The sequence below is a fragment of the Acidovorax sp. genome (assembly GCF_034519795.1).
Lineage (GTDB): Bacteria > Pseudomonadota > Gammaproteobacteria > Burkholderiales > Burkholderiaceae_C > Acidovorax.
In genome coordinates this window covers 171,914-183,919 of sequence record NZ_JAXHOB010000031.1, presented here as the reverse complement: position 1 = coordinate 183,919, position 12,006 = coordinate 171,914, and the positions used below count along the sequence as shown (strand labels likewise).

General features: G+C 64.4%; 13 protein-coding genes and 2 tRNA genes. 5 read left to right on the top strand and 10 right to left on the bottom strand.

The features are described from left to right. Nucleotides 1-5: 5 nt before the first annotated feature. From U5N23_RS31065 to U5N23_RS31050, 4 genes are all read left to right on the top strand, one after another. On the top strand, nt 6-848 hold the full coding sequence (locus U5N23_RS31065; RefSeq protein ID WP_322596520.1) for a tetratricopeptide repeat protein: 843 nt from the start codon (nt 6-8) through the stop codon (nt 846-848). A 36-nt stretch (nt 849-884) separates the two neighbouring features. Further along, nucleotides 885-1,892 (top strand): class 1 fructose-bisphosphatase, encoded by a 1,008-nt coding sequence (locus U5N23_RS31060; RefSeq protein WP_322596519.1) that lies wholly within the window; start codon nt 885-887, stop codon nt 1,890-1,892. Between the two features lie 12 nt (nt 1,893-1,904). Beyond that, nucleotides 1,905-1,980 (top strand) — tRNA-Thr (locus U5N23_RS31055). Nucleotides 1,981-2,252: 272 nt separating this feature from the next. Beyond that, complete coding sequence (locus tag U5N23_RS31050) at nt 2,253-2,459, top strand: hypothetical protein (protein WP_322596518.1); 207 nt, start codon at nt 2,253-2,255, stop codon at nt 2,457-2,459. Nucleotides 2,460-2,605: 146 nt separating this feature from the next. Here the strand turns inward: U5N23_RS31050 and U5N23_RS31045 are convergent, their stop codons facing one another. Beyond that, on the bottom strand, nt 2,606-2,923 hold the full coding sequence (locus U5N23_RS31045; protein WP_179680835.1) for a single-stranded DNA-binding protein: 318 nt from the start codon (nt 2,921-2,923) through the stop codon (nt 2,606-2,608). A gap of 571 nt (nt 2,924-3,494) precedes the next feature. Here U5N23_RS31045 and U5N23_RS31040 point away from each other — a divergent pair. Beyond that, nucleotides 3,495-3,713, top strand: a complete 219-nt coding sequence (locus U5N23_RS31040; protein WP_322596517.1) for a hypothetical protein — start codon at nt 3,495-3,497, stop codon at nt 3,711-3,713. Between the two features lie 100 nt (nt 3,714-3,813). On the opposite strand, the gene U5N23_RS31035 is transcribed toward U5N23_RS31040, so the two are convergent. The 9 genes from U5N23_RS31035 to thrS form a co-directional block, all read right to left on the bottom strand. Continuing rightward, nucleotides 3,814-3,890: transfer RNA gene (locus U5N23_RS31035), tRNA-Pro, on the bottom strand. Nucleotides 3,891-3,921: 31 nt separating this feature from the next. Continuing rightward, a complete protein-coding gene (locus U5N23_RS31030; protein ID WP_322596516.1) occupies nt 3,922-4,341 on the bottom strand; it encodes a MerR family transcriptional regulator in 420 nt (139 codons plus the stop codon). Nucleotides 4,342-4,439: 98 nt separating this feature from the next. After that, the gene (locus U5N23_RS31025; RefSeq protein WP_322596515.1) at nt 4,440-4,793 is read right to left on the bottom strand and encodes an integration host factor subunit alpha; all 354 of its coding nucleotides are present in this window, start codon (nt 4,791-4,793) and stop codon (nt 4,440-4,442) included. 42 nt (nt 4,794-4,835) lie between these two features. After that, on the bottom strand, nt 4,836-7,283 hold the full coding sequence (gene pheT, locus U5N23_RS31020; RefSeq protein WP_322596514.1) for a phenylalanine--tRNA ligase subunit beta: 2,448 nt from the start codon (nt 7,281-7,283) through the stop codon (nt 4,836-4,838). A gap of 107 nt (nt 7,284-7,390) precedes the next feature. After that, entirely contained in the window at nt 7,391-8,443 is a 1,053-nt protein-coding gene (gene pheS, locus U5N23_RS31015; protein WP_322596513.1) for a phenylalanine--tRNA ligase subunit alpha, read from the bottom strand. A 104-nt stretch (nt 8,444-8,547) separates the two neighbouring features. Next, a complete protein-coding gene (gene rplT, locus U5N23_RS31010) occupies nt 8,548-8,907 on the bottom strand; it encodes a 50S ribosomal protein L20 (protein ID WP_005795139.1) in 360 nt (119 codons plus the stop codon). Between the two features lie 24 nt (nt 8,908-8,931). Beyond that, the gene (gene rpmI, locus U5N23_RS31005; protein ID WP_007857467.1) at nt 8,932-9,135 is read right to left on the bottom strand and encodes a 50S ribosomal protein L35; all 204 of its coding nucleotides are present in this window, start codon (nt 9,133-9,135) and stop codon (nt 8,932-8,934) included. A gap of 185 nt (nt 9,136-9,320) precedes the next feature. Further along, nucleotides 9,321-9,929 carry a translation initiation factor IF-3 gene (gene infC, locus U5N23_RS31000; protein WP_416208702.1) on the bottom strand — a complete coding sequence of 203 codons (609 nt, stop codon included), beginning with the start codon at nt 9,927-9,929 and terminating at the stop codon, nt 9,321-9,323. A gap of 80 nt (nt 9,930-10,009) precedes the next feature. Then, nucleotides 10,010-11,929, bottom strand: coding sequence for a threonine--tRNA ligase (gene thrS, locus U5N23_RS30995; RefSeq protein ID WP_322596512.1), 1,920 nt, complete (start codon nt 11,927-11,929; stop codon nt 10,010-10,012). Nucleotides 11,930-12,006: the final 77 nt, after the last annotated feature.

The window sequence follows — 12,006 nt, the reverse complement described above, 5'->3', positions numbered from 1 at the left end:
CCACCATGGCATTCACCGATTCCGCACAAGAGTTCGCGCGGCGCTTCAATCCGCTGCGCGATACCGTGTACGACGCCGAGGCCATGTTCAGCGGCTCGGCCATGTCGGCCGACCTGGCCGCCCTGCGCCCGCTGGCCGAAGGCCTGGGTGCCGAGTCCTCCGAACTGGCCCAGTTGCTCTGGCTGCAGTTCATCGTGTACTCCAAGCGCCAGATGGACGACGAGGGTCTGCCGCTGGGGCTGCGCGCCCTGGCCATCCGCAGCGCCCTGTCGGACCTCACGCCCACGGACCGCTACGAGCAGCACTACGCCATCGGCGAGTCGGCCCTGCAGTCCGAAGAGTACGACACCGCCATCGAGCACCTGCGCCAGTCGGCCCACTGGGCCGACCACGAAGGCGCCACGCTGAGCGCCGAGCAGAAGCTGGGCATCCGCGAAGAGATCGGCTATGCGCTGCACGAGGCCGGGCGCTTTGCCGAGGCACTGGCGCACAACCAGCAGTTGCTGGCCGATGCCCGCAGGGCCTTCGGCTCCGATGTCGATGCACGTCTTTCCGGGCTGATCAACAACCTGGCGCAGAACGCCTACGAACTGGGCGACCTGGCCCAGGCGCAGCGCCACCTGCAGCAGCGCCTGGCGCTGGGCCAGGCCCTCAAGGACGACGGCATCGTGCTCGATACCCTGTTCCAGCTGGGCGTGCTCGCGCACGAGGCCGGCGACAGCGCCCTGGCGCGCAGCCTGCTGCAGCAGCGCGTGGCCATGGCGCATGCCAGCGGCGATGAAGACCTGCTCGAAGAAGCACAGGCCACGCTGGCAGAGCTGGCCGAGCGCGAGCAGCCGCAACCCTGATTTCACAAAAACCCAAAGCCCAAGGACACACCACCGATGAGCTCCCGCATCTCCCTCACCCGCTACCTGGTCGAGCAGCAACGCATCGACGGGCTCATCCCCTCGCAGCTGCGCCTGCTGCTCGAAGTGGTGGCCCGCTCGTGCAAGAGCATCAGCCAGGCCGTCAACAAGGGCGCGCTCGGCGGCGTGCTGGGCACGGCCTCCAGCGAGAACGTGCAGGGCGAAATCCAGAAGAAGCTGGACATCATCGCCAACGAAGTGCTGATCGAAGCCAACGAATGGGGCGGCCACCTGGCCGCCATGGCCTCGGAAGAAATGGACGGCATCTACCTGGTGCCCAACCGCTACCCACAGGGTGAATACCTGCTGCTGTTCGACCCTCTCGATGGCTCCAGCAACATCGACGTGAACGTCAGCATCGGCACCATCTTCAGCGTGCTCAAGAAGCCCGACGACGACCGCGGCGTGGAGGCCGGCGACTTCCTGCAGCCCGGCACGGCGCAAGTAGCGGCCGGCTACTGCATCTATGGCCCGCAGACCACCCTGGTGCTCACCGTGGGCGACGGCGTGGCCATGTTCACGCTGGACCGCGAGCAGGGCTCCTTCGTGCTGACCGAAGAGAACGTGCGCATTCCCGACGACACCAAGGAATTCGCCATCAACATGAGCAACATGCGCCACTGGGATGCCCCTGTGAAGCGCTACATCGACGAGTGCCTGCAGGGCAAGGACGGCCCGCGCGGCAAGGACTTCAACATGCGCTGGATCGCCAGCATGGTGGCCGACGTGCACCGCATCCTCACGCGCGGCGGCATCTTCCTGTACCCCTGGGACAAGCGCGAACCGAACAAGCCCGGCAAGCTGCGCCTGATGTACGAAGCCAACCCCATGTCCTGGCTCATCGAGCAGGCTGGCGGCGCCGCGACCAACGGCAAGCAGCGCATCATGGAGATCGAGCCCACGCAGTTGCATGAACGCGTCAGCGTGATCCTCGGATCAAAAAATGAGGTGGAACGCGTGACAGGCTACCATTCCACGCTATAATCTAAGTCTTACGCCGGTGTAGCTCAGTCGGTAGAGCAGCTCATTCGTAATGAGAAGGTCGGGTGTTCGATTCATCTCTCCGGCACCAGATAAAAAGCCCCTGATTCGCAAGAGTCAGGGGCTTTTTGCTTGGGGTCTGCCGACGACTCCGGGGCGCCTCGATGGAGCCCACGACGCTGGTTCGGGACGGCATGGCCCACGCAAACGTCAACAAAGTTTGCAAGCGTGTGCTGAACCCCGATTACCGCCATCGCGCCGCGCGGGGGTGGGGCATACTCGATCGGAACGGAAGCGCACGGCGTGCATGCCGATGCCAACGCCCCACCAACCGGGCCAGCCCATCCAAAAACACCCCAAGTCATGGACAAGCAAATCCCCAACGATCGACGCAGCGGCAAGGACCGCCGCCAACGAGAAGATGGCCCGCCCGGCAAGCACGAGCGGCGCCGCGCGATCGAGCCGCGCCAGCCTGAAGTACGCGAACTCCACCTGTCGCCCGAAGAATGGGTGGCCATGGGTTTTGGCAATGTGCGAACAGAGCTGGCCACCACAAAGGCCCCTTCATAGAACGCTCTGCGTGCGGGCTTTCAACGCCGCGCCAAGCCCGGCATCAACCTGCTGAGCGAGCAGGCCCAGCGGTCCACAGCACTGGCGCTTGCCTGCGCGGCTCGCAAGCGAAGGCAGCTGCCGACCCCAGCCGTTGGTGGTGTCAGTCAGTTGGTTTGCGTCTGGTACGCGTCGCGCGCGCTCATCACGCGGTGGGCGACCATGTCGAGCGCGGGGCGCACATTGCCCTGCTTGTCGGTCCACACCTTGGGAGTGACGGAGCCCGCGACGGAGATGGACTCGCCGTCGTGCAGTTGCTCCATGGCCATGCACACGTCGTCGTCGAACGCGATGACGTTGACGAACAGCATCTCGCCCTCGGCACTGGGCGCACGCACCTTGGCCACCATGTAGGGCTTTCCTACCTTGTCCAGACGCCGCTCTGGGCCTCCGTAGAGACGGCCCGAAATCAGTCCATCGATCATGCAATCCCCATCCAGCACTTGTTGTCGGTTTGTTCTCGCCGGGGCCATCGCCCCGCCCACCCAGCCGGAACACAGCAGTCTCGAAAAACCTGCCACCCCTGCCCACAAAAAAAGCCCAGGACCAACCAACGGCTCTGGGCTTTCGCTGCGAATGATGGGGTCGCCGCCAGCACGGGTTTTTCTTGGGAATGCCAGGCGGCAGCGGTAGCGCCAATGCATGGCGATCACCCCACCCGACTCCCTGAAACCATGGCCCGCCCCGGAACCGAACTGCCCCGTCGCATCGGACCAACCCGCATGGCGCCTTGTCTTGACCTGCGCGGCAAGCACCATGGGCGCCACGCACATCCATCCAAAAGCCAGTACGTATTGTAACCACCGGCCCTTCAAACAGGGCGCATTGACCACACGGTGCGGCATGCACGCGACACTGCCGGCGCACTACGGCGGCGCTCCATCGAGGCCCCTCGCACCGGCGGACAAACCACCATTGGCGCACACCGGCAAACCGGTCACAATGGTTCGGCAAGCTCCACCAGTTCGCACCCACCATCTTTCGAGAGGGGCCACCATGACTGTTCTGGACGACGCCAGCATCGAACTGCCCTGCCCGCACTGCCAGCAGACCATCAGGGAGCGGCTGGGCAAGCTCAAGCAGAGCCCGCGCATCACCTGCCCCCGGTGCCGCCGCACCAGCGAGGTCAAGCCCGAAGAATTGCAGCGCGCCACCCACAAGCTCTCCCAGGCCTTTGCCAACATCCAGCAATCGCTGGCACGCCTGGGTAAGTAGCAGCACCGCAGCGGATCTTGCCCCAACCCGGGCGAGTGCGATCGGACAAAGAAAAACGGGCTACCGCTTGTGGCGATAGCCCGTTGTTCATCGAAGAAAATGGTCGGCGTGGCGGGATTCGAACTCGCGACCCCTTGCACCCCATGCAAGTGCGCTACCAGGCTGCGCTACACGCCGACAAGACTTAGATTATATGCACAATTTCGGGTCAGTTTGGAGAAAGCAGTGCTCTGATCTCAAATAATTCCTGGCGCACTGCATTCGAGTCGAAAGCGAAGGCCGACGAGCCGATGGAAAGGTCACCCGCATCGTCCACCAGCATGCTGGGCAACTCGCTGTCGGCACCGTCCGCTGCGTCGTTGCGCGCGGGCAGTGCCAGCTCCTGCAGGCGATTGCGGGCACCGCTGATGGTGAAGCCCTGGTCGTACAACAGGTCGCGGATGCGGCGGATCATGAGCACCTCGTGGTGCTGGTAGTAGCGGCGGTTGCCGCGCCGCTTCATCGGGCGCAGCTGGGTGAACTCCTGCTCCCAGTAGCGCAGCACATGCGGCTTCACACCGCACAGCTCCGCCACCTCACCGATGGTGAAGTAGCGCTTGGCAGGAATGGCGGGAAGCACAGTGCCCATGGGGTTCCGGATTCAAACAGGAAAGCCTGCAAGGGTACTGCAGGCCGGCGGGAACTGCCAGCCCACCCCTGAAAATCAGCGCGCAAACTGGCAAAAATTCACAATCCGGCAGCCGCCTGGATCTGTTCCTTGAGCTTGCTGCTGGCATGGAAGGTCACCACACGGCGTGCCTGGATCGGAATCGCCTCGCCGGTGCGCGGATTGCGCCCCGGGCGTGGCGCCTTGGTGCGGATCTGGAAGTTGCCAAAGCCCGAGAGCTTCACGTCGTTGCCTTCCACCAGGCTCTGCGATACCAGGTCGAAGAACGCGTCGATCATGTCCTTGGACTCGCGCTTGTTGAGCCCGATCTGGTCGAACAAGAGATCGGCCAGCTGCGCCTTGGTGAGCGCAGGGGTTTCCAGGCTTTCGACGGCAAATTCGATCACGGCATCTCTCCCAGTCAGCATCGTCATGTTGTTGTGTTCGTTCGCTCGGGGCTATTGTCGCCGCGATGGTCAGCCGCGCAGCCGCGCGCCCACGCGCTGTGTGAGCTGCGTCACAGCCGCCTGCACGGCGGCCTCGATCTCGGCCTCGGTCAGCGTCGCCTCGTCGCTGCCCAGCGTCAGGCGCACGGCCAGGCTCTTCTCGCCGGGGGCCAGGCCACCGACCGGAGTCTCCTCGCCGGCCTTGAGCGGCTTGGGGCGGTACACATCGAACAGCACGGTCGAGCGCAGCATGCCCCCAGGCACGGCGGCCTGCACGGCCGCCACCACGTCGGCATGCGTCACGCGCTCGGACACCACCACGGCCAGGTCACGCTCCACCGCCTGGTGCTTGGCGACCGACTTGAACTGCGGCACCACGCGCTGCAGCACGGCGTCGAGCTCCAGCTCGAACATCACGGGCGCCAGCGGCAGCTCCCACGACTGGCGCCACTGCGGATGCAGCTCGCCCACAAAGCCGATGGGCTTGCCCTGCACCAGCACGCGGGCGCAGCGGCCAGGGTGCATGGCGGGATGTTCACCGGGCTCGAAGCTCGCCTGCAGCGGGGCCAGCAGGGCCTCCACATCGCCCTTCACATCGAAGAAGTCGATGCCCTGCTCCTTGCGGCCCCATTGCAGCATGTCGTTGGCGCCGTAGGCGACACCGGCCACGCGCATGGGCTGGTGAAAGCCCTCCACCGTGGTGTCGGTGTTGCGCACGCTGGCATCGCGCAGGAACACGCGGCCCAGCTCGAACACGCGAACGCGCTCGGCACGGCGGTCCAGGTTGAACTTGAGCACCTGCAGCAGCGAACCGAGCAGGCTCGATCGCATCACGCTCATCTGGCTGGCGATGGGGTTGAGCAGCTTGATGGGCTGCGCATTGCCCGCCAGCTCCTGCTCCCAGCGCTCTTCGACAAAGCTGAAGTTGATGGTTTCCTGGTAGCCCAGGCCGGCCAGCGTGCGGCGCACGGCGAACGGGCTGCGCGTGGCCTCGGCCGGCAGCTTGGGCGTGATGGGGGCCAGCGGCGGCGTGGTGGGCAGGTTGTTGTAGCCCACCATGCGCGCGACCTCTTCGATCAGGTCTTCCTCGATGGTGATGTCGAAGCGGTAGGCCGGCGGAGCCACAGTGAGGGTGCCTTCGGCCTCGGTGAACGGCAGGCCCAGGCGCTTGAACACGTCGGCGCACTGCGCCTGCGTGATCGGCATGCCGATGACCTTGGCCGCGCGTGCCACGCGCAGCGTGACGGGCGCTGGCACGGGCAGGTTCACGCGCTGGTCGTCCATCGGGCCGCAGGCGGTTTCGGGCGTGCCGCAGATGTCGATCACCAGCTGGGTGATGCGCTCGATGTGCTCCACCGTCAGCGCAGGGTCCACACCGCGCTCGAAGCGGTGGCCGGCATCGGTCGAGAAGTTGTAGCGGCGCGAGCGGCCGGCCACGGCCTTGGGCCACCAGAAGGCGGCCTCGATGTAGATGTGCTTCGTGTCGTCCGACACGGCCGTGGCATCGCCGCCCATGATGCCGGCGAGCGATTCGACCTGCTGGGCATCGGCGATCACGCCGACCTTCTCGTCCACCGTGATGGTGTTGCCGTTGAGCAGCTTGAGTTGCTCGCCGGCCTTGCCCCAGCGCACGTCCAGCCCGCCATGGATCTTGTCCAGGTCGAAGATGTGCGAGGGGCGGCCCAGCTCGAACATCACGTAGTTGGAGATGTCCACCAGCGGCGACACGCCGCGCTGGCCGCAGCGCGCCAGGCGGTCGAGCATCCACTGCGGCGTGGTGGCGCGCGTGTTGACGTTGCGCACCACGCGTCCGCTGAAACGGCCGCACAGGTCGGGCGCGCTGATCTTCACGGCCAGCGTGTCAGGGACCGACGAGTTCACCGCCGGGAAGGCGGGCTGCGAGAGCGGCACGCCGGTCAGCGCCGAGACTTCGCGCGCAATGCCGTACACGCTCAGGCAGTGCGCCAGGTTGGGCGTGAGCTTGAGGGTGAACAGTGTGTCGTCCAGGTTCAGGTGCTCACGGATGTCCTGGCCCACGGGCGCGGAGGCATCGAGTTCGAGCAGGCCGCCATGGTCTTCCGAGAGCTTGAGTTCGCGCGCCGAGCACAGCATGCCCTGGCTTTCCACGCCACGCAGCTTGCCGACCTTGATCAGGAAGGGCTTGCCGTCGTCACCGGGCGGCAGCTCGGCGCCCACCAGGGCGCAAGGCACCTTGATGCCCACGCGCGCATTGGGCGCACCGCAGACGATGTTCAGCAGGGCACCCTGCCCCACGTCCACCTGGCACACGCGCAGCCGGTCGGCGTCGGGGTGCTGCACGGCCTCCTTGATCTCGCCCACGACGATCTTCGCGAACGGTGGTGCCACGGGGCGCAGCTCCTCCACCTCCAGGCCGGCCATGGTCAGCGTCTCGGCCAGCTGGGCGGTCGAAAGGGGTGGGTTGCAGAACTCACGCAACCAGGATTCAGGGAATTGCATAGTCGAACTCTTGTACGGAAAGTGCCTTGCGCGGCCAGGATCTCGAAGCGCGCACCAGGACGAAAACGGCGGATGGCCCGGCCCTGCAGCCAGTGGCCGACCCTTGCTTACTGGAACTGCGACAAAAAGCGGATGTCGCCGTCGAAGAACAGGCGCAGGTCGTTCACGCCATAGCGCAGCATGGTCATGCGGTCGAGGCCCATGCCGAAGGCAAAGCCGATGTACTTTTCGGGGTCCAGGCCCATGTTGCGCACCACATCGGGGTGCACCTGGCCGGAGCCTGACACCTCCAGCCAGCGGCCGGCCAGCGGACCGGTCTGGAACTGGATGTCGATCTCGGCGCTGGGCTCCGTGAAGGGGAAGAAGCTCGGGCGAAAGCGCAGCACCAGGTCGTCGCTTTCGAAGAAGGTGCGGCAAAACGCCGTGAAGATCACCTTCAGGTCCTTGAAGCTCACGTTCTCGCCGATCCACAGGCCTTCGCACTGGTGGAACATGGGCGAGTGCGTGGCGTCGCTGTCCACGCGGTAGGTGCGGCCCGGCGCGATGACCCGGATCTCGGGCATGGGCTGGCCGGCGTCGAGCGCGGCGCGGTGCTTCTTGACATGCTGCACCGCGTGGCGGATCTGCATCGGGCTGGTGTGCGTGCGCAGCAGGTTGGGCGCCTCGGGGGTGCCGCCTTCCACATAGAAGGTGTCGTGCATGGAACGCGCGGGATGGTCTTCCGGCGTGTTCAGTGCGGTGAAGTTGAACCAGTCGGTCTCGATCTCGGGGCCCTGGGCCACGTCGAAACCCATGGAGCCGAAGATGCCCTCGATGCGCTCGAGCGTGAGCGACACGGGGTGCAGGCCGCCCTGCCCGCGCTGGCGCCCTGGCAGGCTCACATCCAGGGCCTCGGCCTTGAGCTGGACCTGCAGCTCCGCATCGGCCAGTGCCTGGCGGCGCGCGGTGAGCGCGGCCTCGATGGCCTGCTTGGCGACGTTGATGGCGGCGCCGCGGGACTTCTTCTCGTCCACCGACAGCTGCGCCATGCCCTTCATGAGCTCAGTCACGCGACCGGCCTTGCCCAGGAACTGCGCCTTGGCGTTTTCCAGATCAGCAGGGGTGGCGCTTTGGGCAAACAGTTGCGTCGCGCTCTCGACCAGGATATCCAACTCGTTCATATCGACTCTTGAAAATGAACAAGGGCTAGTGCCTTCACAAGCCCTAGCCCTTGCTGTTATTGCGCAAACAGCCGTCCGGTGAGAGACGGCCGCCTGTCGTGAACTCAAGCAGCCAGCTTGGCCTTGACTTGCTCCACGATGCTGCCGAAGGCAGCCTTGTCGTGCACTGCGAGGTCGGCCAGCATCTTGCGGTCGATCTCGATGGATGCCTTCTTCAGGCCGTTGGCGAACTGGCTGTAGGTCAGGCCCAGTTCACGGGCAGCGGCGTTGATACGGGCGATCCACAACTGGCGGAACACGCGCTTCTTGGTGCGGCGGTCACGGTAGGCATATTGCCCAGCCTTCATTACCGCCTGTTTGGCGATGCGGAAGACGTTACCGCGGCGACCACGGAAGCCCTTTGCAAGGGCGAGAACTTTCTTGTGACGGGCACGGGCCGTTACACCACGTTTGACGCGAGGCATGTGAGTACTCCTTGTTCGTCGTTATTAAAGGCCAGCACCGGGCAGCATTTGTGCAATGGAGCCCATATTGGTCTCATGCACATTCACTGCACCACGCAGGTGGCGCTTGTTCTTGGTGGTCTTCTTGGTCAAGATGTGACGCTTGAAGGCTTGACCGCGCTTGACGGTGCCACCGGGACGAACGCGGAAACGTTTTTTCGCGCTGCTCTTGGTCTTCATTTTGGGCATGTGAATGCTCCTTTTCGTTGTGCTCGTGAGGCGTTTGCAGACCGATCCGCAAACTTGTTGGCCCCGAGCCACTTTTTCAGCCGGCTTGCACCGGCTGTGCGGCAGTGCTTTCGCACTGCCTATCGCCAAGCGGCCCCCTTGCAGGGGCCGCCCGGCAAATTTCTGTCTCTCTGCTGCGATCCGCCTCAGGCGGCAGTGCCCGAAGGCGTGCCTTCCGCCGCAGCCGTCTTGGCGGCGGCAGGCTTTTTCTTGCCCGGCGCAATCATCATGATCATCTGGCGGCCTTCCAGCTTGGGAAACTGCTCGATGATGATGGTGTCGGCCAGCTCATCGCGAATGCGGTTGAGCAACGCCAGACCCAGCTCCTGGTGGGTGATTTCACGGCCGCGAAAACGCAGCGTGATCTTGCACTTGTCACCCTCGGCCAGGAAGCGGCGGATGTTGCGCATCTTGATGTTGTAGTCGCCATCGTCCGTGCCCGGACGGAATTTGACTTCCTTGATCTCGATCACCGTCTGCTTGGCCTTCGCCTCGGCAGCGCGCTTTTGCTCCTGGTACTTGAACTTGCCGTAGTCCATCAGGCGGCACACCGGCGGGTTCGCTGTGGCAGCGATTTCCACCAGATCCACGTCCAGCTCACCTGCCATGCGCAGGGCTTCCATGAGGCTGACCACGCCCAAAGGCTCATTCTCGGGCCCGGAGAGACGGACTTCCGGGGCCATGATTTCACGGTTCAGGCGGTGCTTGCGCTCTTCACGGTGGCGACGATCACGAAATTCAGTAGCGATGGCTATCTTCCTTCAATCAAAATACTACAAAAAATGTAGCTACAACCGTACAGTTGGCAAGCGACAAAGCGCGTTTTGAATCAAACTCAGGCTTTGGTGGCGATGTCATTGGCGATCAGCTCAGCGAACGCTTCTATGGACATCACTCCGAGGTCACGATTGCCCCGGCCGCGTACTGCAACGGCGCCTGCGGCCTTCTCCTTGTCGCCCGCGACGAGGATGTACGGCAGCTTTTGCAACGAATGCTCGCGTATTTTATACGTAATCTTCTCGTTGCGCAGATCCAGGGCCACCCTAAGGTCTTGATTCGGCAGTGCTTTTTGCAGCCGTTCAACAATTTCGCGACAGTAATCGGCCTGCGCGTCGGTGATATTGAGCACCGCAACCTGCACCGGGGCCAGCCAGACGGGGAAGGCGCCGGCATAGTGCTCGATCAGCATGCCGATGAAGCGCTCCATGCTGCCCACCGTGGCGCGGTGCAGCATCAGCGGGCGCTTGCGGCTGCCGTCCTCGGCCACGTACTCGGCGTCCAGGCGCTCGGGCAGGTTCGGGTCGATCTGCATCGTCCCGCACTGCCACTGGCGGCCCAGCGCGTCCTTGAGCGTGTACTCGATCTTGGGGCCGTAGAAGGCGCCCTCGCCTTCGGCGATCTCGAACTCGCAGCCCGAATGGCGCAAGCCGTCCATCAGCGCCTTTTCGGCGCGGTCCCACGATTCATCGGTGCCGATGCGCGCCTCGGGGCGCGTGGCCACCTTGTAGATGATGTTGGTGAAGCCGAAGTCCTTGTAGACCTTCTGCACCAGCGCCGTGTAGTTGGCGCACTCCTCCAGCACCTGCTCTTCGGTGCAGAAGATGTGGCCGTCGTCCTGCGTGAAACCGCGCACGCGCATGATGCCGTGCAGGCCGCCCGTGGGCTCGTTGCGGTGGCAGGCACCGAACTCGCCGTAGCGCAACGGCAGGTCGCGGTAGCTCTTGATGCCCTGCTTGTAGATCAGGATGTGGCCCGGGCAGTTCATCGGCTTGAGCGCGTACTCGCGCTTTTCCGACTCGGTCGTGAACATGTTCTCGTGGTACTTGTCCCAGTGGCCGGTCTTCTCCCACAGCTGCTTGTCCAGGATCTGCGGACCCTTGACCTCCTGGTAACCGTTGTTGCGGTACACGCGGCGCATGTACTGCTCCACCTCCTGCCACAGGGCCCAGCCCTTGGGGTGCCAGAACACGGTGCCGGGCGAATGCTCGTCCATGTGGAACAGGTCGAGTTCGCGGCCGAGCTTGCGGTGGTCGCGCTTTTCCGCCTCTTCCAGCATGGTGAGGTACTGCTGCAGTTCGTCCTTGGAGGCCCAGGCCGTGCCGTAGATGCGCTGCAGCATCTCGTTGCGGTGGTCGCCGCGCCAGTAGGCGCCGGCCACCTTCATCAGCTTGAAGAACTTGAGCTTGCCGGTGCTGGGCACGTGGGGGCCGCGGCACAGGTCTTCGAACGCACCTTCGCGGTACAGGCTCACATCCTCGTTGCTCGGGATGCTGGCGATGATCTCGGCCTTGTAGTTCTCGCCCAGGCCCTTGAAATAGGCCACGGCCTCGTCGCGCGGCAGCACGCGGCGCTGCACAGGCTCGTCCTTGGCGGCCAGGTCGGCCATGCGCTTTTCGATGGCCACCAGGTCTTCGGGCGTGAAGGGGCGCTTGTAGGCGAAGTCGTAGAAGAAGCCGTTCTCGATCACCGGGCCGATGGTCACCTGCGCCTCGGGGAACAGGTCCTTGACGGCATAGGCCAGCAAGTGGGCCGTGGAGTGGCGGATGACCTCCAGGCCATCGGCGTCCTTGGCCGTCACGATGGCCAGCGGGCTGTCGGCCGTGATCTGGTAGCTGGTGTCCACCACCTTGTCGCCGATCTTGCCGGCCAGGGCCGCCTTGGCCAGGCCAGCGCCGATCGATGCCGCTACTTCGGCGACCGTGACCGGGCCGGGAAACTCTCGCTGCGAGCCGTCGGGGAGCGTGATGTGGATCATGGGGGTCTCTTGTCCGTGGATGGTGGGTATCGGGGGTCGATCACGGGGCACGCGCCCTGCGCAATCGAAAAACAAAA